The sequence below is a fragment of the Ruegeria sp. CDSA236 genome (assembly GCF_059611285.1).
The window spans coordinates 724,516-744,683 of record NZ_JBXWPG010000001.1 but is presented as its reverse complement, the minus strand read 5'-3'; the positions used below and the strand labels follow the sequence as shown (position 1 = coordinate 744,683).

Genomic DNA, 20,168 nt, shown 5'->3' with positions numbered 1-20,168 from the left:
CCACGCGCGTTAGATCGTTGACATGGTTCTGAAAATCACCAGCCTTCAGCAGTTATACGCGCATGAGTTCGACACAACCATAGACGTGCGCAGCCCGGCTGAATTTGCCGAGGATCATTTGCCCGGATCTATCAACCTGCCAGTTCTGGATAACGACGAACGGGCGCGCGTCGGGACGATTTATGTCCAGGAAAGCCCGTTTCTGGCCCGCAAGCTGGGGGCGGCTCTGGTTTTCAGGAATGCGGCCAACCACATTGAACACAGCCTGTCCCATCACGAAGGGGGGTGGAAACCCCTTGTATATTGCTGGCGCGGTGGGCAGAGATCTGGTTCGTTTACCTGGATGCTACAACAGATTGGCTGGCGGGCCGAAGTTGTCGAGGGCGGCTATCGGGCTTATCGCCGCTTGGTGAGCCGGTATCTGTATGACGATCCGTTGCTGTTTCAATTCGTCCTTCTGGATGGGTATACGGGCACAGCAAAGACCGAACTGCTTACACACATTCAGGAACGTGGTGTCCAGGTTCTGGATCTCGAAGGGCTTGCCAATCACCGGGGGTCGTTGCTGGGGGCAATGCCGGGCGGACAACCCAGTCAAAAGGCATTCGAATCCGCGCTGGCCGCAGAACTTTGTGGTTTTGATCCCACCCGTCCCGTCGTAGTCGAAGCGGAATCGTCCAAAATCGGCTCTTTGATCCTGCCGCCGAGGCTGTGGTCCGCCATGTGTGCGGCCGTGCGTATTCAGATTGATGCCCCGATAGAAGCGCGCGCGGAATATCTGGTCTCGGCATATGACGATGTCCTCAGCGATGCCGAGCGGTTGAAAGATCTCCTGTCGCCGCTGAGGTCTCACCGTGGGCATGAGGTGGTGGATGGGTGGTTTGCGCTGATTGATGGGGATAACAAGTTGGCCCTTACACGGTCACTTATGGAACAGCATTACGACCCGGCTTATGCCAAGTCGGCGCGCGTACACAGCGCCGAAATTGTAGCCTCGATCCAGGTGCCCTCGCTGGCAAGTACCGGTCTGAAAGAGGTCGCTGTGCGGGTCGAACAGGTCCTGGATCAGCTCTGAAGTTTTAAACCCGGCGTATCGTCGATCATGCCGATGATTGCTGCCGGATATCCAGCCGCATGTAGGTCTGCACACAGGCCTGGCGCGTCATCGGCTTGGACAGCGGCCAATAGCCCTCCGGCGGTTTGAGGGTCGAAAAGAAGATCAGCCTTAGGTCCGTTGGCGAGTTCAGGCGCAATGGCGCGGTTGTCTTCGAAGATCGTGGACCGAACACCGCTTGCGCTAAGCTCCACAGCCCCGGCCATCACGGGAACCGCATCCAGAGCAATTACCGCACCGCAGTCCGAGGCACCGCAAATACCTTGCAGATGCCCTGCCAGACCAAACCCGGTCACATCGGTCATCGCATGGGCACTGAACAGAATGCGCGCAGCTTCGCCTTGCGGCTGAACCATGTGGCGGAACGCCTCTGCGACCCAGATGCCATTGGCCAAACCGGCCATTTCGGCGGCCATGATCACGCCGCTGCCAATCGGCTTGGTCAGGATCAAAGCGTCGCCCTTGCGGGCTCCGGACAAGATGATCGGGTCGTTTTCGCACAGGCCGGTCAGAGTGAACCCGATGGTCATCTCATCCCCCATCGAACTGTGGCCTCCGACGATTTCGGCCCCGGTTGCGCGGATGACGTCACTAGCGGTGGCCATGATTTCTGACATGGTACGTTGTTGCAGTGCGGGTGACATCCGAGGCAGAATAATCGTCGCGGTGGCGGCCTGCGGTGCCGCACCCATCGCCCAGATATCACCTAATGCGTGAATGGCCGTGATCCGTGTCATCAAAACCGGATCATTGGTAAAGCTGCGCAAATGGTCCGAGGTCATCACCTGCCGCGCGCCGCCGGTGAGAAGCAAAGCCGCATCGTCACCTGAAAGCGGTATTACGTCTTGCCGATCGGGGGGCGGTAAATCAGACAGAACACTGCGCAAAGCGCGACGCCCAATCTTTGCGCCGCACCCACCGCACATGGGCTTTTCACCCAGGACTTCGGGCACGCCCAAAGCGTGGTCGCGGGGCAACTCTGCTGCTTTCATCTGCGGTAGGTTCCGGAACTTATTCATGAAATTCTGGTCGATATGGTTCTTCCATTTCCACATCAACGGACCACTGAGCGAGGTTCCCAATCGCTCGGCCAATGCGGATTTCCCACCCAGCGATATCAGCTTGAGGTAATCTTTTTGCGGATGATAGGGGCGCATCTTTCCGACACCCAGTGAGGCCCGAAGATTGTCATAAAGAATCGGGGCTTCTCGGACGGCATAAACACCTGCTTTTGGTCTGGGGTTTTCTGACAGATGGGCACAATCGCCGGCTGCGAACACAAAAGGATTGCTGGACTGCAGCCTGCTATTCACCGTGATATATCCATCGTGAAGATCCAGCCCGGACTGCGCCATCCAACCATAGGGTTTGGCCCCCGCCGCCCCCGTCACGAATTCAGCCGCAATCTGGCGCCCGTCCTCCAACCGGATGTGATCCGCATGAATTTCAACGATGGCGGCCTGTTCGATCACGTCGATGCCAAGGTCAGCCATCGCATTGCGAATGACCGAGGCCGCCTTTGCGCCAATCGCGGTCAGGGCCCGAGTATTGTCGATCAGGGTCAACCGGGCGCTGCGGTTTGCGGAACGCAGAGCGTGGGCCATCGCCATGATCAACTCGACCCCGGCAACACCACCACCGATCACGGCAACCGAGGCGGCGCCTGCGCCAGATTGGTACTCGGCCCATTTGGTGGCAAAAGACCCTAACGGTTTTGCGGGGACCGCATGGTCGGAAAATCCAGGCAGGGCCGGCATGTCGGATGTAATGCCAACATTAACCGAGGTTACATCATAGGCGACGGGCGGTCGGCCGGGCACATGTACCTCTTGCCGGTCAGGGTCTAACCCTTCGACGGCACCCAATATCACCCGTGCCCCGGCAAAGCGAGCCAGGCGCACCAGATCAATATCCAGATCACCCCGGCGATAATGACCGGCAACGAAACCGGGCAGCATCCCTGAATAGGGGGCTGAAGGCGCGGGGTTGATGACCGTCAGGCGCGCGCCAGGCAGAGGGTTCATCCCCCATTTTCGCAACACCAGCGCGTGCGTATGACCGCCGCCGATAAGAACCAGATCGCGGGTCAGGGGCAGCGGAGGTCTATACATAGGTATCAGGTGTTTCTGTGATCAGGAACGTCTTCGACCTGTTCGACCGCATGTGTGGCCCAGATTCTGTCCTCACCCGCGTCCGGCAGATCCTGGGGCTTTTCATGGCGGTGAATATGCCATTTGGCAATAAACAGGGCCGTGATCGGAGCAGTCAGGAACAGAAACAGCGTGATCAGCAGCTCGTGCAGAGACAGGTGATGTTCGATCAATACGGAATGGATGATTGAGGCGATCAGAACGCCACCCACCCCAAGCGTTGTCGCTTTGGTGGGGGCATGGAGCCTGGACATCGGGTCCTTTAGCTTGATCATTCCGTACGATCCGACAAAACCAAATATGCCTGAAACAACCAGGAAGAAGGCGACCAGAAACTCAAAAATTACCGACATGTCGCCCTCACTCGATGATATTGCCGCGCAGCATAAAGCGCGCGTAGGCAACGGTTGAGACAAAGCCGAGCATTGCGATGATCATGGCGGCCTCGAAGAAAATCTCGGTCCCCAGAAATAGCCCGTAAAGCACCATAAGGGCGATTGTGTTGATCACCATCGTGTCCAGCGCCAGAACCCGGGTGCCCACTCCATCGGCCGTAATGATCCGCCACAGGCACATCATGATGGCTGCGCCGAAACAGGCAAAGGCAAAGTAGATTGCTAGCTCGATCATTCGAAAATCTCCTTTAGCCTGCGCTCGTATCGTTGCTTGATTTGATCGCGTACTTCGTCCGGGTTTGGCGCATCGAGGCAGTGTACCAGTAAGTTGTGACCCTGCGCTGACAGATCGCAACTGACGGTGCCGGGGGTCATGGTGATTGTCCCGGCCAGAACCGTAATCGCTTCGGGTGTGCGCAGTTCCAGCGGAATGCAGACCCAGTTCGGTTCACGGTCGGAATCCCGTTTGAACAGGATGATCCTGGCAACTGTCATATTGGCGACAACAATGTCCCATAGAACCACCAATATGTATTCGGTGATCATCGGCCAATTCCGAAGAACGGGCCGGTCTGGCCAATACGGCTGTGTGACGAAGGGGATGATAATCCCCAGCACAAGGCCAAACACCAGTGAATTCAGCGATGGTGTGTTTGCCAGCAAAATCCACACAACCGTCAGCAGGAAAGTCAGATGCGGGTGCGGGAATATCCGGTGAAGCAGTTTTTTCATTCTTCCACCCCTAACACGGCCGAGATGTAATTTTCGGGTGCAAACAACTGTTCCGCTGTGCTGGTAGCGTAGTTCATTGCAGGCCCGGCAAACAATGTCAGCATGACCAGACCGATGATCAAAGCAAATACCGACGTAAAGGCCAACCCGGGCGAAGGTTCCGGGGCTGCCTGAAAGGCGGTCTCGCCGTCAGTTGTATCGGCTTGGTCGGTGGTCAAGCTGGCGTCATGGCTTTTCCAAAAGATCAAAGTTCCGGCGCGGGCCAACCCTACTATGGTTACGAATGAGCCGATCAATACCACAGCCCAGACCGTATTTGCGTCTGGTGCATCTCGCGCGGCGTCCAGGACCAGCAGTTTGCCAATGAACCCGGAAAGGGGCGGCATCCCGGCCAAAGCAATCGCACCAATAAAGAACAGTGCGGAAATCAGTCCGGTCTGTGCCATTGGGTGCTTTGGGGCAATTGCGCCTCCGCGCCGCTCGATCACCAGATCAGCAATCAGGAACAACAGTGCCGTCGCCAGTGTCGAATGATAAATATAGAACAAAGCGGCAGCAGTGGCCGTTTCGGTGAACAGGGAAATTGCGATCAGCAGGGTACCCATTGACGCGATGGCGCAAAAAGCCACAAGGCGCGCGATGTGTCGTGAGCCCAATATGCCGATTGTACCAACCGCCAAAGTTACCAAAGCGGCAGGTTGCAGCCAGTTGATCACAAGATCATGCGCAACCAAAACCTCGGGGCCAAAGCCAAGCGTGTACATGCGCAAGATCGAGTACGCCCCGACCTTTGTCATGATCGCAAACAGCGCGGCAACTGGCATAGGAGCATTCGCATAGCTGGCCGGTAGCCAGAAATGCAGCGGCAGAACTGCAGCCTTAATGCAGAATACCAGCAGCAACAGGGCAGCACCCACTCTTATCAGAGCGGTGTCTTCGAGCGGAAGCTCGGCAATCCGTACAGCCATATCCGCCATGTTCAGCGTGCCGGTCACTGAATAGAGCGTGCCAAGGGCAAACAAAAACAGCGTTGAGCCCAAAAGGTTGTAGGCGACATATTGCACGCCTGCCTTGAGCCGAACGGCTCCACCGCCGTGCGTCATCAAACCGTAGGACGCGATCAGCAATACCTCGAAGAACACGAACAGGTTAAAGGCGTCACCTGTCAGAAAGGCACCGCATACGCCCATAAGCTGAAAGTGGAATAAGGGATGAAAGTGCTTGCCGCGTGCATCCCATCCGGAGGCAATCGAATAAAGCACTATCGGAAGGGCTAAAAGCGCGGTCAGCAAGACCATCATGGCAGATAACCGATCCAGCACCAGCACGATTCCAAAGGGCGCTGGCCAGTTGCCCAACTCATAGACCAGAATGTCTCCACCTGCGGCCTGTGCGGTGATTGTCAGGGCGATGCCAAGCAGTGCCACGACACCGGCGACCGAGAATATGCGCTGCAAATCAAGGTGGTATCGCAGGACCATGATGATGAACGGAGCCAGAATCGCGGGCAGGACGACTGGCGCAACGATCCAATGGTTCATGCGTCTTCTCCCGGCGCGTCCGTATTGTCATGCGCGGCCATGTCGATGTGGTCATCCTTGGCCGACAGGTAAGCCGAAAGCGAGATCATCACGATCACCGCAGTCATCCCGAATGAAATCACGATGGCGGTCAGCACCAGGGCCTGCGGCAAGGGATCGGTATAGGCGACCTCTTCATATTTGTTCAGAACAGGCGGCGCGTCCAAAGCCAGCCGCCCGGTGGCAAACAAAAAGACGTTCACCGCATAGGTCAGCAGCGACAGGCCCAGAATGACCGGAAAAGTCCGGCGACGCAGGATCAGGAAAATCCCGGCGGCGGTCATCACGCCAACCGCAGAGGCTACGAGCGCTTCCATCAGACCTGCTCCTTTTCTTCTTGTTCTTCTTCAGGCGGATCGTCCCGCAGCGGGTTGATATCCATCGGGAATTCCTGCGCCATGCCGGGCTGCCAGGCCAAGCGGGACAGGCTATCCAGTGCCAGCATCACCGCGCCCAAAACCGCAAGGAACACGCCGGTATCGAACAGCATGGCGGTTGCCCATTCGAACTCTTCCAGCGGCGGCCAGTTCAGATATCCGAAATCGCTGGTCAGGAAGGGACGTTCATTGAACCATGCGCCAATTCCAGTTGCTGCGGCGATCAGAACGCCCCAGCCGATTGTGCCGTGATAATAGAACCGTTGCCGTTCGATGGCCCAGGTATAGCCGCTGGCCATATATTGCATCAGATAGGCGATGGCGACGACCAGGCCGGCGATGAACCCTCCTCCTGGTTGGTTATGGCCGCGGAAAAAGATATAGGCCCCGACCATCAGCGCGATCGGCATCATCACTCTTGTCGCCACGACCATCATCAACGGATGAGAGTCACCCGATTGCGGCCAGTGCGGTTTACGGTTCAGCAAATACCCCCGGACATTGGTTTCCAGAACCGCCTCGGTCAGGGCAAAGATGATCAGGGCGGCAATGCCCAGAACGATGATTTCGCCGAAGGTATCAAAGCCACGGAAATCCACCAGGATCACGTTGACCACATTGGTGCCTCCGCCGCCCTTATACGAGTTGGCCAGATGGAATTCGGAAATGCTCGGGAAACCGAAATCCCGCAGCATCAACGCGTAGATCAACGCACCTGATCCGATGCCTGCCACGACCGAAATTGCCGCATCCCGCCAACGCCGCGCCGCGCTGCTGTCCCAGGGTGTGTCCGTGGGCAGGAAGTTAAGTGACAACAACAGCAGGATCATCGTCACTACCTCGACAGAAATCTGTGTCAGGGCAAGGTCGGGTGCGGACAGATAGTTGAAGGCCATCGAGACGATCAGGCCCACGACCCCGATCAGCACCAAGGATAACAGCCGGTTGCGGTGAAACCACATGATGGCCAGCGTCGCGGCGATCAGGCAGATCCAGCCAATGAACGGAATGATCTGAACGGGTAGGGGCGCGCGTGTTTCAACGCCAATAGATCCAGTGGCGAATGCATAATATCCCAGCCCAACCGTAAAGACGATCAGGATGGCCGCATACCGGCTGAGGACCCCGTTATGCAGAGTATCTGTGACCCAGCGGCTGGTTGTCGTAAGCGCAGCGATCACTGCGTCAAAAATGGTCTTCGCCTCGGGTCTGGGCAGCGCATTCCAGATAAACTCACCGCGCCGATGCTGTGTCAGCAAGGCCAGGCCACCCAGTGTCGCGAACGCGGACATATACAGGGCAGGCGTAAACCCGTGCCAGAGTTTCAGCGAATAATAGGGCAGCTTCTCGCCCCCGATTACCGCACTTGAAACAACTGCCACCAGCGGACCTACGATGGCGTTGGAATAAAGACCGATCAGGACGACAAGCACGACCAGGAAAGCGGGTGCAAGCCAAAGCCCGGCCGGTGGGTCATGTGGATGGGTTGGGTAATCGTCGCGTACTGGACCAAGGAACACGTGACCAACAAAGCGGAACGAATAGGCTGCAGAGAACAAGGCCGCCAGCAGCGCCAGTCCGGGCACAAGATAATGCGAATGCAGCCAGGTTGTGTGGACCGTTTCCTCCAGCATCATCTCCTTGGACAGAAACCCGTTCAGCGGAGGTAGACCGGCCATGGAAAGTGCGGCAATCGTCCCGATGGTGAAGGTGATTGGCATCAAATGGCGCAATCCGCCCAGTCGCTTGATGTCGCGGGTCCCGGCCTCGTGATCCACGATCCCGGCGGTCATGAACAGGGCTGCTTTGAACGTCGCATGGTTGATGATGTGGAAGATGGCAGCAACAGCGGCGATCTTGGTTCCAAACCCCAGCAGCATGGTTATCAGACCCAGATGCGACACGGTCGAAAACGCCAGCAGCGCCTTGAGATCATCTTTGAACAGGGCGATGCAGGCCCCGATCAGCATGGTTACCAGGCCGGTTGTGGCCACAATGTAGAACCACGCATCAGTACCCGCCAGAACGGGCCACATGCGGGCCATCAGGAACAACCCTGCCTTTACCATCGTGGCCGAGTGCAGATAGGCCGATACTGGCGTAGGGGCGGCCATCGCGTGTGGCAGCCAGAAATGGAAGGGGAACTGTGCCGATTTGGTGAAACACCCCAGCAAAATCAGGATCAGCGCTGGCATGTAATAGGGTGAAGACTGGATCAGCTCTTTGTTCTGGAGAATGACGCTTAGGTCATAAGAGCCAACGATATTGCCCAGGATTAGCATCCCCGCAATCATCGCCAAGCCGCCAGAGCCGGTCACAGCCAGCGCCATACGTGCGCCCTGTCGTCCCTCGGGGAGGTGTTTCCAATATCCGATCAAAAGGAATGAACTAAGCGAGGTAAGTTCCCAGAATATCAGCAAAAGCAGGATATTGTTCGACAGAACGATTCCTACCATTGCGCCCTGAAACAGCAGCAAATAGGTGTAAAACTGCCCCATCGGGTCTTCGCGCGAGAGATAGAACCGGGCGTAGAGGATGATCAGCAAACCGATGCCAAGGATCAGCAGCGCGAACAGAAACCCAAGGCCGTCCAACATGAAATTGGCGTTTAGGCCCAGTGCCGGAATCCAGTCGAACCGGGCGGTAACGACCCCGCCGCGCATCACGGTTGGGATGTGAATCAACAGCCCCATCAGCGCCAGGAAAGTGGTCAAACCAGCGGCCGAGGCTGCTGCATTTCGTCCAGCCCGGATCAAAAGGGCTGGGAATACAGCTCCGAGGAAGGGAAGGGCCGCGATGAGGAATAGGGACAACTGCGATACTCCGGTCTGGGCGGTCAAAAGTGCTATTGATTTTGTAAGGATAATTCGCGGAGTGTCCAGCGATTGCAAGCCATTCTGCCTGTTCAGGGGCCCCAAGGCAGAGGATGGTACAGGTAAAGCGGCGATGACACGAACTTGAACAGGCAGGTTAATTTCGACACGGAATTGGATAAGCTGCTGTGATACATAGGACCGCATCGGATCAGGAGGGATTACAGTGGCTGCTGGGGCAAACCGGACACGGCGAAAGGTTCTGCTGTTTGGTGCGGCTGCTGTTCTGGGCGGTTTTGCAATCCGTGAATACCGCCTGATCCCGCAGAGCTATGCGGGCGGTCGGATCAGTGTCGGGGATGCGCATCAGCAAGCTAGGCTGGGAGAAATATTTTTGGTGGACATCCGTACCCCACGCGAATGGGATGCCTCAGGCGTGGGCGAAGGCGCGCATCCCCTAGACATGCGTCGCGATGATTTTGATGAGGCGCTGCTGCAGATTGTCGGCGGAGACCTCGATGCCCCAATCGCCCTGATCTGCGCGCGCGGTGTGCGCTCGGCCCGGCTGAGCAACCGGCTGTCCGAGGCGGGGTTCGCAAATATCATCGACGTGCCCGAGGGTATGTTAGGCTCAGCAGCAGGGCCGGGCTGGGTCCGGGCAGGCCTGCCGGTTCAACACTATGATGGGAAAGCAGAATGATCCGAAGCTTGTTTCTGTCGGTCGGGATGGCCGTGATCTGTAAGGCAGGAATGGCCGCCTGTGTCGATCAGGAAGACATGTGCGAAACGCCGTCGGGTGGGTACCATATCGAACTTCCCGAAACCGAAAACCCACCGCTGGTGGTGTTTCTGCACGGTTATGGCGGGACTGCGACCAGAACGCTGAAGAACCGCAGCTTGGTTGATCCTCTGCTTGCGCGCGGATATGCGGTTATGGCACCGGAGGGGTCCGAGCGTAACGGCCGCCAAAGCTGGAATTTCTTCCCGGGTTGGGAAGGGCGTGACGAAACGGCTTTTCTGCGCGAGGTGGTTCAGGATGCGTCGGACCGGTTCGGGGTCGATGATGACCGCGTCGTGTTGGGCGGGTTTTCTGCGGGGGCCTTCATGGTCTACTACCTCGCCTGCGCGGCGCCGGATACGTTTTCGGCCTATGCTCCGGTTTCAGGTGGGTTTTGGCGACCGCATCCCGAGGCCTGCGATGGCCCGGTGCGCATGTTTCACACCCATGGCTGGATCGACAATGTAGTCCCGCTGGAAGGGCGTCTTTTGGGCGGTGGTCGATTCCATCAGGGCGATATCTTTGCCGGTCTGGAAATTTGGCGGGTCGCAAACGAATGCGCCGATACCAAACCCAGCGGATTTTCCACGACCGGGCAATTCATGCGCCGCAGATGGACCGGATGCGCCGATGGCGCGATGTTGGAATTCGCACTTTTCCCAGGTGGTCACAACGTGCCGCAGGGATGGTCGGATATGATGGTAGAGTGGTACGAGGGCCTGCCGGGTGGTTGATCACTCGGCAGGAGTCATGACGGTTTTGCCTTCGACCAGGCGCTTCAATTCATCCCTGTGGAGACGGGCGGACCGGGTGATTGCCGGTTCCAGAACATCTTCTTTCATTCCGACCATGCGCCGCGCCGGTGAGGTTGAAACGCCGCTGAGTGCGGAAAGCGGGATGGCAAAGGCCAGGCTTATGGCAATCGGAGCCAGCCAGATTGACACCAGACCCGATAGGATGCCGGCGCCCAAGGCTATACCGCTGATGGTTTCCAGCGTGTGACATAAGATCAGCGTCCGCAGTCCATAGCTGCCACCATCCCGCGCCTGAGGAGACCAGCCTTTTTGAATACCAAGAATTGTCCGGAAGACGGCGATCATCTGTTGCACCATAAGGATCGGCGCATAGAGGATCGACAGGATGACTTCCGAGATGAATGAGGTCATGAATTTACCTGCGCCACCGAAATCCGTATAGCGCACACCGCTAAGTGGCAGGGCAAGCACGCCAAGTACCTTGGGGGCCAGCAACATGGCATACATGACCAGAATGATCAGCACGTGGCGGGTTTCCGACATCTCGGGCCATTGCGGGAACAGCGGATTGTCGGGGTTGAAATAATGCAGGACCGAGGCATCCTCGCCCTGACCGATCAGCGCCCACATCACCAGCAAGGCAAACCACAGCGGCGACATCAGATATCCGACTGCTCCATGGAACATGTGGAACCTCGACACAGCGCGGAATCCGGTTGAGCCCAGCAACTTCAGGTGTTGCAAATTGCCCTGACACCAGCGCCGGTCACGCAACGCGTGGTCGATCAGCGTGGGCGGGGTTTCCTCGTAAGAGCCCCGGATACGCGGCAGGAACCGCACGCCCCATCCGGCGCGCCGCATGAGGCCGGCCTCGACGAAATCATGGCTCATGATCAGCTTTTCCTGACCATTCATCGCGCGCAGTTTCGGCAGCCCGGCGCAGTTGGCAAACGCTTTGGTGCGGATAATCGCGTTATGGCCCCAATAGTTGCCTTCCTGACCGCACCAGCGGGCCAGACCTTCAGCAAAAGCGATGCCATAGACGCCATTGGCAAACTGCTGCATCCGGGCAAAGACTGACTGCGCGCCGATCAACTGAGGGTAGCTCTGAATCAGGCCTGCGCCCGGGTCACGTGCCAAGGAATCCGTCAGGCGCAGGATGGCGCGGCCGGTCATTAGGCTGTCGGCATCCAGCACCAGCATCGCATCCCAATCCGCGCCCCAGCGGCTGACCCAATCGGCGATATTGCCGACCTTGCGGTCTGTGTTCTGTTCGCGGCGGCGGTAGTACAGCTCAAGCCCAGGGGCGAGGGTGGTGCGCAACGCCTCGACACTTGCCTGCTCTTGCGCCGCGATCTCGGGGTTGCGCGTGTCCGAGAGGATGAACATCGCATAGTGGTGCTGGCCATCCCGCGCACGCAAGTCTTCCAGCATAGTGCGGGCGTTGCCCAGCACGTTCCAGGGAACCTCGTTATAGACCGGCATAAGAAGCGCGACGCGCAATGGCTGAGGGCGGCCCTGACGTTTGGGCTGTTCCTGACGTGACAGCGAAACCATGCCCAGCAACACGGTGCAGACCGTGAAGGATATCCAGAAGAAGTTGAATGAGATCAGCGTCAGCAGAATGGCTTCGATCAGGTTGATCCCTTCGGCACCGAACCAGTCGGTCATGACCCAAAGCATGCCCAGCGTAGCCGCCATCGCAGGCGAGAACGCCAGCGCACGCCAGAATCCCGCAGATGCCTGCCTGCTGCCGGGCGCCTGAGCGTCACGGAACCCAGCGCTGAAGTTCTGCTCCGGCATCGCCAGGGGTGCCTCAGGCGGCATGATATGCAGATCGTTGCTCATGATGTCCAACGATACAGCCAGACTTCGGAGGCAGGCTGCTTGTCTTTCAGCAACTGCGCACGCAGTTCCACATGGTTCCGGTCTCCCGGCTCGAAGGAAAAGGCCAACCGCAGGCCGCCAGTATCGGGGTTGCGCTGCAGGACGCCTACCGAGGTCTCTGCATGGGGCGAGTCCACAAAGATCGTCATCGCCTCAGGTTCGTCGAATAGCTCGCTGGCCTCAAAGTCGATCACAGCCAGACGGCCCTCGCCAAATGTATTGTCACCCATCGCGGTGTTGATCACACGCGGCATCGGGGTGCGCTGTGGTTCTTCACCCCAGATCAGGCGGTAGGACAGGTCCACCTGGCTCCCGGCCGCATAGGGCTCCATCGGACGCCAATAGGCGACGATATTGTCGTAGATTTCCTGATCGGCAGGGATCTCGACCAGAGTGACCGCGCCTTTGCCCCAATCGCCAGTTGGCTCGACCCAGAGGCCGGGGCGTTTGTGGTAACTCGCCTCAAGATCGGCATAATCCGAGAACGCCCGTTTGCGCTGCATCAGGCCAAACCCGCGCGGGTTCATGTCGACAAAGGACGAGAACTGCAGGCGGGTCGGGTTTGCCAGAGGCCGCCACAGGACCTCGCCAGCGCCGTTGCGGATCAGCAGCCCGTCGCTGTCATGCACAGCAGGGCGGAAATCGTCGAAACGGCTGTGATTGGTCTGATCGAACAGGAACATCGACGTGCCGGGCGCAATGCCGACATGGGTCAACTCGGTGCGCGGGAAGAGCGTCGCCTCGACCTCCATCACGCAATCAGCGCCTGCCGTGACATTGAACCGATAGGCCCCTGTCACGCTCGGGCTGTCCATCAGGGCGTGAACCACCATATTGCGCTGACCGGGCTTGGGACGTTCCAGCCAGAAACGAATGAATTCGGGAAATTCTTCGCCATCCGGATCGCCGGTTTTCAGCGCCAGCCCCCGGGCCGACAGGCCGTAGACCTCGTGAAGGCCGATCGCCCGGAAGTAACTGGCGCCCTGAAACACACAGAACTCATCGGTTTTTCCGGGGCGGTGCATTTCAGTCCGCAGGCGCAGGCCCGAAAAACCCAGCGTGTCGTCGACGGGCAACTGAGGAACCTCGGTCGACTTGTCAAACATCGACAGATCGAAGGCTACGGGTTTAGCCATGCCGTCTTCTACAGTCGACACCTGAACCGTGCGGGGGAAATAAAGCCCAGGGGTGAAGAAATCTACGTTGAAAGGCGTCTCAGATTCGAACCAAAGCGCACGATCCAGGCGGAACCGGATCGAGCGGTATTGCTCATAGGTCAGGTCCTGCCATTCCTGCGGGACCATCTCGCGCTCGGCAAAGGGCTTTGCGGCCAACTCGCGGGCCAGCGAGATCACGTCACTGCGGTCAAACGGGACCTCTCCGCCCACGGCAAAGGTGGCCGGGGCGAAGGCAAGCGCCGAAGTCGTGGCCAGAAATGCGCGACGTGTGAATTTCATTTCTTTGATTTCCAGGGTTGTGACTTAAACCACGCGGCCAAATAGGCCACGCTGATGATCATGGCAAAGCCAATCATATTAGCGACAAAGACAGTGGCAAAATCCCGCCCAAACAAATCGAGCCCAACGCCGATAAGTCGTGCTGCTGCCATGGAAAATACGAATACGGCAAGTGATTGCTGACCCACTTTGGTGACCAGGGTCAGTACGAATTGCCAGGCTTTGGCACCTGCGCTCTGACCGGTTGCGATCAGGCGATGTCCATGCTCGCCAGCAGCGACCCAGCCCAGATAGGCCAGCGACAGGAAATGCATGTAGCGAAACAGACCGAAATCGGTCTTGTCGCGGAATTCCTTCGTGATGGGCCAGACTTTGCGGATTTCATCGGCCAAGTCCGGGGCTGCGGCATTCACCCATGTGAACACTTTCCACGACCCGAAGGGCATTGAAAAGATCAGGAACAGCGCCGCTGCCCAGATCAGCGTTTTTGACACCGGAGGGGCTGGGATCCAGCCGCGCATGAATGCAAAGCCAGTAAAGAACAGCAACTGCCAGCCAAAAGGGTTAAAGAACCACTGACGATCCGACCAGGGCTCGGCAGGCAGGTCCAGAATGTCGGTCTGCGCCACGAGCCAGATAGCAACGGATGTGGCTGCAACTGCCCAGAATCCGATGCGGGACAGGCCCATGAACAGCGGCATCATTGCAAGAACCACCAGATACATGGGTAGAATGTCGAAATAATTCGGCACGTAGGTCAGGGTGAACAGGCCGACGATCTGCGGCGCAGGATCATTGAAGAAATGCTGCAGGTTCAGGGACGAGATGTAGTTCTTCTCAAACAGGCCTGTTTGATTCAGCGCAGCCATCGTCATCGCGACAAAGAAGAACAGGCCGATATGCGCCCAGTAAACCTGCCAGATCCGGTATGATACCCGCGCAGTGCCCATCCACCAGCCCTTGCGCAGGAACGCGCCGCCAAAGGCGATGGCCGAGGCCATGCCCGAACAAAAAACAAAAATCTCGGTTGCATCCGAAAAACCAAACCGGGCAGGGATCCACTTGGCCCAGGGGTCGTTGGGAATATGCGCAATCAGGATGATGAACATCGCAATTCCGCGATAGAAATCCAGACGCGGGTCGCGCGTACTAACAGGGGCGGCCGAGGTGGCTGCCACAGGTGCAAAATCAGAAGCGGGCGATAGAGTCGCCATACGAGTTCTGTCCTTCTTCAGTCTTTTTGTTTTGTTATTCTGCCGGAACGCTTTGTGCGTCTTGGTTATCGCGGGCCGCATCGATCAATGCGCGGCGCGCCATAGCATAATTGTCCTCACCCCCGGCCCGCTTGGCACGGCGGTCGTCTAGAATGCGCTCGACAGCATCCAAACGGCCGGCACGCAGGCCGGAATCAATAGTGATGCGCTCGAATACATCACGTTGGGCGTGGCTACCACCGGCCAGTTGCATTCCGTCCCGTGCATTCGACAGGAAATCAAATGCTTCGCCGTAAAGGCCGTCGCCAAAAGCTTCAAGCCCTTTGGCTGCGGCAATACCGGGATCCGACATCCGGATCGGAGTGTCGCCCTGATTGCGCTGGGCATCTTTCTGGATGCGCTGCAGCATTTTGCCGGTCGCTTCGGTCCGGTTGTCGCCGGTCAGGGCCAGCAGATAGTGAAGATCGGCGAAGATCAGGCAGCCATCTTCGGTCCGGGCGGCGCTGAGGTCGGCCAGTTCCTCCCAGCGGTTTCCAACTTTGACGCCCTCAAGCTCGAGCCGGGACAAAAGCGACGTGGCATTCGATATGTCTCGGTAATCGTCGGTTTTGTCCTGCCGGACATACTGGTCATACAGTTCCATAACCTGATCGACCTGGCCCAGGTCCAGATGCATCAGCGCCTTGTGCCACCAGACATGATAGCGAAAGTTGTTGCAATGCGCCCAGGCATCCTCGCGTCCGGCCAGCCAATCAAGACCTTGCTGCGCATTGCCGGTCATCTCGTGCACATGGGCCACTGCGTGCAGACCCCAGGCATCATCCGACACCATCCACAGTGCCTGACGTCCGGCGATTTCGGCTTTTTCATAGGCACCGGTTTCCTCAAGCGCGAAGGAATGGCACCCCAAAAGATATCCGCGGCCGGCGTGGTCGGGTTCATAAGCAGGCAGGACACGTTCGATCGACCGTCGCATACCAGCGGCATCTCCCAAGACAAACCGTGTTGCATGGCTGAGTTTCATCGCCAGCGAGTCCTGTGGGTGGAGGCGCAGAATTTCTTCAAACTTCTGGATTGCATGTGAGGGCAGGTCGGACAGGTAAAGGGCCAACGCGTCGACATAAAGCCGCTCGCGCTCAGTTACCGGTTGGCGATCCATAGCGGTGTTGGCAGCATTCAACGCTTCCGCTGCAACTGGCATCATCTCGCGCCGACCCAGCAAGACCAGGAACAGGCCTTTGATGGCGTGACCAAGCGCGAAATCGGGCTCAAGCTCTAGCACTTTGCCCAGATGCTGGGGTGTGACAGCTGAATGCGCCATGAAACCAAGCAGAACACCATTCCACGCCTCGACACTGGCCGAATGGCAAAGAGTGTTCATCTGTCCGAAAACATCTTGTTTCATGCGCGGGATCCAATCCATTTGCGATTTATTACTTTATTCGATTTAGCAGAGAGTCAGGCGGGGTCGTATCAGTATCGGCCCTGCTCTCGAATTGGTGAAAAGCTGTGTGTGGAAAACGTGAAAAAATCCGCCGATTCAACGGCATGTTTCAGCAATATGCCGCCTAGTAAGGCATTGTGTTTCAATCTTCAAATGGGTTCTTAGCGTTCAGGACTGCTGCAGTGTCCGCTCCGAACTGTGGCGGAGCCGTCCGGTAGGTAACCGGTGTCCGCGACAATTTCAGCGGGTTTCCGATCAGTTTTACCTCGGCCGGGGCGGCCTGCATCGCGATCTGCATTTGCCGCGCCGCGACCTGCTCGGTGTCAAAAACCTGATCCAGGGTCTGGACCGGCCCAACTGGTACTTTGCGTGCCTCAAGTTCTGCGATGACGGTTGTGGTGTCATATGACTGAACCGCAGGGCGCAATAGAGCGTTCAACGCATCCCGGTTTTCCAGCCGCGCCGGATTCGTCGCAAAGCGGACGTCATCCGCCAGATCAGGTTGGTCGATGAATTCGCAGAACCGGCGGAACTGACTGTCATTACCTACAGCAAGGATCACATGGCCATCGGCGGTTTCATAAACGTCATATGGAACAATATTTGGATGACCATTCCCACGGCGTTGTGGCACATTGCCGGATGTCAGATAATTCACGCCTTCATTGATCAGCCACGCAATCTGGGAATCGACCAGAGCCAGATCAATTTGCTGTCCCTCTCCGGTCTGGTCCCGATGGCGCAATGCTGCCAGAATGCCAACGCAGGCATACATACCGCACATGACATCAGCGATACCAACTCCAACTTTCATCGGCGCCCCTTGGGGATCGCCGGTCAGAGACATGACACCGCCATAGCCTTGCGCCATCAGGTCATATCCGGGCTTTGATGCGTTAGGCCCATCCTGCCCATAGCCTGAGATCGAACAATAGACGAGGCTAGGGAATTCCTGCGAGAGCGATTTGTAATCCAGCCCGTATTTCGCTAGCCCGCCGGGTTTGAAATTCTCGATCAGGATGTCCGCAAACGAGGCCAGCCGCCGAATTTCCGCCTGACCTTCGGGTGTGGTTATGTCGATGGCGACTGATTTCTTGTTGCGGTTGGCTGACATGAAATAGGCACTAAGATCCGATGGAACCCCGTCGGCATCTGCGACATAGGGTGGGCCCCACTGGCGCGTGTCGTCCCCTTTAGTGGCAGGGTTTTCGATCTTGATAACGCTGGCACCCAAATCGCCCAGCAACTGTGTGCAGGTCGGTCCGGCCAGAATGCGGGACAGGTCCAGAACCTTGACGCCCTTCAGGGGTCCTTCAGATCCGGCCATCATATCCTCCGCGATCAATCTCAGCAGCAATTACGGTGAACCTATCAGACTTGGTTGCCGCTTCCAGAGCATCCCTCAGTTCGGCGCGGGTGCGCACCGTGTGACCATTCCCGCCGAAGGCCCGGCCCAAAGCTGCAAAGTCGTGGCGGTCGAAATCGACGCCTACGTTCCCCATTTGCCGCTGACGCTGTTTCAATTCGATCAGGGCAAGGCTGGCGTCGACGAACACCAGGAAAATCGGGTTACCACCCATCTCGGCAACGGTCGACAGTTCTCCGGCGACCATCAGGAACCCGGCATCACCGGAAAAGCTGATGACCGGGCGCGTGGGTTCGGCCAGCTTCAGCCCGATGGCCATTGGCAGAGCGCAGCCCATGGTGCAGAGCGCCGAAGATTGGATCAGCCCGCGTTCTTCGGAACATCCCCACATCTGGCTGAGAAGGATGCGATGCGCGCCACTGTCAGCGGTGGCCAATGTCTCGGCAGGAAGAACCGCGCGGGTTTCCGCAATTACCGCGGCGGGACCCCATACGTCATCAGTAGGGAAGGCTCGCGCCAGGGCGGCCCGAACCTGTTCGGGTTCGCCGCCGGGCCAGGTGGCGCGGGCAGGGTTGCCCTTTGCAATGGCCTCGAGGGTCGCGCCGGTATCAGCCACCAGGTTCAACCCGGCCTGATGCATGTAGTGATCGTTCGGAACCGCCGAAATGTCGATGACGCGCTTTTCTTCGGGGTCCCAAATCTCGCGCCAGCCTGGGCGCATTTCGATCGGGTCATAGCCCAGACACAACACCAGATCGGCCTGTTCAACCAGCGGCACCAGATGGGTGTCAGCAAGCGGCGACAGGCCCGCGCCGCCAAGGCACAGTGGATGATCCTCGGGAACCACGCCCTTGGCCTTGTAGGTTGTCACAAAAGGAATGCCAAAATGTTCAAGGAACGCCTGCACCACATTGCGCGAGTCGTCATATAGAACATCCAGGCCGATAATCGCGATGGGCCGTTCGGCCTGTGCCACCCAGCGGCGGGCTTTTTCAACGCAATCCCCCTCGGGCGCGACGGCGGCAGGTTTGACAAGACGGCGGCGTTTGACATCGGTCACAGGCGCATCCGCAACCGAAATCGGCACGTCGATATGCACCGGTCCTGGGCGCGGTTGATTGGCCAGCGACACCGCTTTGTCTGCGATAATATCCGCGCCTTTGGCGGTCAGCATGAACGTCCCTTTGGTGATCGAGCGATAGACCCGTGCGTGATCCATGACCTGATGGGTGTATGTCAGCGCCTCATCTGCGTCGACACAGCCGGTCAGCACGATCATTGGCACCCGGTCCTGCAACGCATTGGCGACCACATTGATCCCGTTCATCGCGCCTGGGCCGAGTGTGGCCACCAGAATGGCCGGGGCGCCGTCGCGGTGATGCACCGCCTCGGCCATAAAGCCGGCCGCGTTCTCGTGTTTGGTCAGGTGAAAGGTTATCCCCGCCTTTTCCAACGCATCCACTAGGGTCAGCACCTCGCCACCTGGCATGCCAAAAGCGTGGCGGCAGCCAGCCTCATAAAGCCGTTGGGCCAGAATGTCCGCAGCGCGGGGCGACGAGTCCTGCATCAGTAAAGCTCCGAAAACTGTTTCAACGCAGATTGCGGAGGACAGACCCGGACGCAAGGCGCATCACGCCAGTGTGACTATTTGACAGCGGCTTCGGCCACGATCTGAAAGGTGTCATCCAATTCCTGGGCAATGTCCCTCAGGGGGTCTCCGCCCTCATAGATATAGGGCGCGAATACAAAGCTGGGCGTTTTATAGGATAGGGTGGCGGTGCCGTCCTCGTTTTCGGTCACGTAAAACCGGATCGGTGCTTCGATCATTGCGCGCACCGAGGTTTCCAGCACGCGCACCGCATAGTCATTGTTGAAGGCGCCGATCACCAGATTGCCTGGGATTGTAATTCCCCGCGCGGCGGCGGCTTTGGTGGGGCCGGCCTGCGTGACCACGATCAGACCGTTTGCCTTAACCGCCGATTTGGTGTCCGAGACTAATTCATCATAGCTTTTGCCCGTTGGATACACGGCCCATCCCGAGAGCGGTTCGTCGGCCCAGGCGGGCAGGGCCAGCAGGGCGAAGACGGTCCAAAGCAGTTTCATCCA

General features: G+C 58.0%; 17 protein-coding genes. 3 read left to right on the top strand and 14 right to left on the bottom strand.

Going from position 1 to position 20,168, the window contains the following annotated elements; translation table 11 throughout:
* Positions 1-22: 22 nt before the first annotated feature.
* Positions 23-1,075 carry a tRNA 2-selenouridine(34) synthase MnmH gene (gene mnmH, locus AC2FLB_RS03780; RefSeq protein ID WP_142632840.1) on the top strand — a complete coding sequence of 351 codons (1,053 nt, stop codon included), beginning with the start codon at positions 23-25 and terminating at the stop codon, positions 1,073-1,075.
* Here the strand turns inward: mnmH and selD are convergent.
* The 7 genes from selD to AC2FLB_RS03745 are packed head-to-tail and all read right to left on the bottom strand — an operon-like array spanning position 1,066 to position 9,161.
* Positions 1,066-3,225 (bottom strand): selenide, water dikinase SelD, encoded by a 2,160-nt coding sequence (gene selD, locus AC2FLB_RS03775; RefSeq protein WP_496708659.1) that lies wholly within the window; start codon positions 3,223-3,225, stop codon positions 1,066-1,068. The genes mnmH and selD overlap by 10 nt on opposite strands.
* A gap of 5 nt (positions 3,226-3,230) precedes the next feature.
* Complete coding sequence (locus tag AC2FLB_RS03770) at positions 3,231-3,617, bottom strand: Na+/H+ antiporter subunit G (RefSeq protein ID WP_496692435.1); 387 nt, start codon at positions 3,615-3,617, stop codon at positions 3,231-3,233.
* Between the two features lie 7 nt (positions 3,618-3,624).
* Positions 3,625-3,894, bottom strand: coding sequence for a K+/H+ antiporter subunit F (locus AC2FLB_RS03765; protein ID WP_142632846.1), 270 nt, complete (start codon positions 3,892-3,894; stop codon positions 3,625-3,627).
* Positions 3,891-4,391: a Na+/H+ antiporter subunit E gene (locus tag AC2FLB_RS03760; RefSeq protein WP_496692434.1), complete on the bottom strand. Its 501-nt coding sequence runs from the start codon at positions 4,389-4,391 to the stop codon at positions 3,891-3,893. The genes AC2FLB_RS03765 and AC2FLB_RS03760 overlap by 4 nt, the downstream gene beginning before the upstream one ends.
* Positions 4,388-5,932 carry a monovalent cation/H+ antiporter subunit D gene (locus tag AC2FLB_RS03755; protein WP_496692433.1) on the bottom strand — a complete coding sequence of 515 codons (1,545 nt, stop codon included), beginning with the start codon at positions 5,930-5,932 and terminating at the stop codon, positions 4,388-4,390. The genes AC2FLB_RS03760 and AC2FLB_RS03755 overlap by 4 nt, the downstream gene beginning before the upstream one ends.
* Positions 5,929-6,288, bottom strand: a complete 360-nt coding sequence (locus AC2FLB_RS03750; protein WP_142632852.1) for a Na+/H+ antiporter subunit C — start codon at positions 6,286-6,288, stop codon at positions 5,929-5,931. The genes AC2FLB_RS03755 and AC2FLB_RS03750 overlap by 4 nt, the downstream gene beginning before the upstream one ends.
* Complete coding sequence (locus tag AC2FLB_RS03745) at positions 6,288-9,161, bottom strand: monovalent cation/H+ antiporter subunit A (protein WP_496708677.1); 2,874 nt, start codon at positions 9,159-9,161, stop codon at positions 6,288-6,290. The genes AC2FLB_RS03750 and AC2FLB_RS03745 overlap by 1 nt, the downstream gene beginning before the upstream one ends.
* A gap of 226 nt (positions 9,162-9,387) precedes the next feature.
* Between AC2FLB_RS03745 and AC2FLB_RS03740 the strand changes: the two genes are divergently transcribed.
* The gene (locus AC2FLB_RS03740; RefSeq protein ID WP_496708658.1) at positions 9,388-9,861 is read left to right on the top strand and encodes a rhodanese-like domain-containing protein; all 474 of its coding nucleotides are present in this window, start codon (positions 9,388-9,390) and stop codon (positions 9,859-9,861) included.
* Positions 9,858-10,673, top strand: coding sequence for a CE1 family esterase (locus AC2FLB_RS03735; RefSeq protein ID WP_496705807.1), 816 nt, complete (start codon positions 9,858-9,860; stop codon positions 10,671-10,673). The genes AC2FLB_RS03740 and AC2FLB_RS03735 overlap by 4 nt, the downstream gene beginning before the upstream one ends.
* On the opposite strand, the gene mdoH is transcribed toward AC2FLB_RS03735, so the two are convergent.
* The 7 genes from mdoH to AC2FLB_RS03700 form a co-directional block, all read right to left on the bottom strand.
* Positions 10,674-12,542 carry a glucans biosynthesis glucosyltransferase MdoH gene (gene mdoH, locus AC2FLB_RS03730; protein WP_496708657.1) on the bottom strand — a complete coding sequence of 623 codons (1,869 nt, stop codon included), beginning with the start codon at positions 12,540-12,542 and terminating at the stop codon, positions 10,674-10,676.
* Positions 12,539-14,038 carry an OpgD/OpgG family glucan biosynthesis protein gene (locus AC2FLB_RS03725; protein ID WP_496708656.1) on the bottom strand — a complete coding sequence of 500 codons (1,500 nt, stop codon included), beginning with the start codon at positions 14,036-14,038 and terminating at the stop codon, positions 12,539-12,541. Before AC2FLB_RS03725 ends, mdoH begins: the two co-directional genes overlap by 4 nt.
* Positions 14,035-15,252: an OpgC family protein gene (locus tag AC2FLB_RS03720; protein ID WP_496708655.1), complete on the bottom strand. Its 1,218-nt coding sequence runs from the start codon at positions 15,250-15,252 to the stop codon at positions 14,035-14,037. Before AC2FLB_RS03720 ends, AC2FLB_RS03725 begins: the two co-directional genes overlap by 4 nt.
* A 34-nt stretch (positions 15,253-15,286) precedes the next feature.
* Positions 15,287-16,657 carry a tetratricopeptide repeat protein gene (locus tag AC2FLB_RS03715; protein WP_271947985.1) on the bottom strand — a complete coding sequence of 457 codons (1,371 nt, stop codon included), beginning with the start codon at positions 16,655-16,657 and terminating at the stop codon, positions 15,287-15,289.
* Positions 16,658-16,838: 181 nt separating this feature from the next.
* Positions 16,839-18,023: a CaiB/BaiF CoA transferase family protein gene (locus AC2FLB_RS03710; RefSeq protein ID WP_142632866.1), complete on the bottom strand. Its 1,185-nt coding sequence runs from the start codon at positions 18,021-18,023 to the stop codon at positions 16,839-16,841.
* Positions 18,010-19,629, bottom strand: coding sequence for a thiamine pyrophosphate-binding protein (locus AC2FLB_RS03705; RefSeq protein WP_496705813.1), 1,620 nt, complete (start codon positions 19,627-19,629; stop codon positions 18,010-18,012). Before AC2FLB_RS03705 ends, AC2FLB_RS03710 begins: the two co-directional genes overlap by 14 nt.
* A 77-nt stretch (positions 19,630-19,706) precedes the next feature.
* Complete coding sequence (locus AC2FLB_RS03700; protein WP_271947979.1) at positions 19,707-20,165, bottom strand: DUF302 domain-containing protein; 459 nt, start codon at positions 20,163-20,165, stop codon at positions 19,707-19,709.
* Positions 20,166-20,168 lie beyond the last annotated feature (3 nt).

Excerpts from the sequence above, each read along its gene's own strand:
- AC2FLB_RS03735 (WP_496705807.1), top strand. The coding sequence starts at position 9,858 with ATGATCCGAAGCTTGTTTCTGTCGGTCGGGATGGCCGTGATCTGTAAG.
- AC2FLB_RS03725 (WP_496708656.1), bottom strand. The coding sequence starts at position 14,038 with ATGAAATTCACACGTCGCGCATTTCTGGCCACGACTTCGGCGCTTGCC.
- AC2FLB_RS03700 (WP_271947979.1), bottom strand. The coding sequence starts at position 20,165 with ATGAAACTGCTTTGGACCGTCTTCGCCCTGCTGGCCCTGCCCGCCTGG.
- AC2FLB_RS03720 (WP_496708655.1), bottom strand. The coding sequence starts at position 15,252 with ATGGCGACTCTATCGCCCGCTTCTGATTTTGCACCTGTGGCAGCCACC.
- mdoH (WP_496708657.1), bottom strand. The coding sequence starts at position 12,542 with ATGAGCAACGATCTGCATATCATGCCGCCTGAGGCACCCCTGGCGATG.
- AC2FLB_RS03760 (WP_496692434.1), bottom strand. The coding sequence starts at position 4,391 with ATGAAAAAACTGCTTCACCGGATATTCCCGCACCCGCATCTGACTTTC.
- AC2FLB_RS03765 (WP_142632846.1), bottom strand. The coding sequence starts at position 3,894 with ATGATCGAGCTAGCAATCTACTTTGCCTTTGCCTGTTTCGGCGCAGCC.
- AC2FLB_RS03705 (WP_496705813.1), bottom strand. The coding sequence starts at position 19,629 with ATGCAGGACTCGTCGCCCCGCGCTGCGGACATTCTGGCCCAACGGCTT.
- selD (WP_496708659.1), bottom strand. The coding sequence starts at position 3,225 with ATGTATAGACCTCCGCTGCCCCTGACCCGCGATCTGGTTCTTATCGGC.
- AC2FLB_RS03755 (WP_496692433.1), bottom strand. The coding sequence starts at position 5,932 with ATGAACCATTGGATCGTTGCGCCAGTCGTCCTGCCCGCGATTCTGGCT.
- AC2FLB_RS03715 (WP_271947985.1), bottom strand. The coding sequence starts at position 16,657 with ATGAAACAAGATGTTTTCGGACAGATGAACACTCTTTGCCATTCGGCC.
- AC2FLB_RS03710 (WP_142632866.1), bottom strand. The coding sequence starts at position 18,023 with ATGGCCGGATCTGAAGGACCCCTGAAGGGCGTCAAGGTTCTGGACCTG.
- mnmH (WP_142632840.1), top strand. The coding sequence starts at position 23 with ATGGTTCTGAAAATCACCAGCCTTCAGCAGTTATACGCGCATGAGTTC.
- AC2FLB_RS03770 (WP_496692435.1), bottom strand. The coding sequence starts at position 3,617 with ATGTCGGTAATTTTTGAGTTTCTGGTCGCCTTCTTCCTGGTTGTTTCA.
- AC2FLB_RS03750 (WP_142632852.1), bottom strand. The coding sequence starts at position 6,288 with ATGGAAGCGCTCGTAGCCTCTGCGGTTGGCGTGATGACCGCCGCCGGG.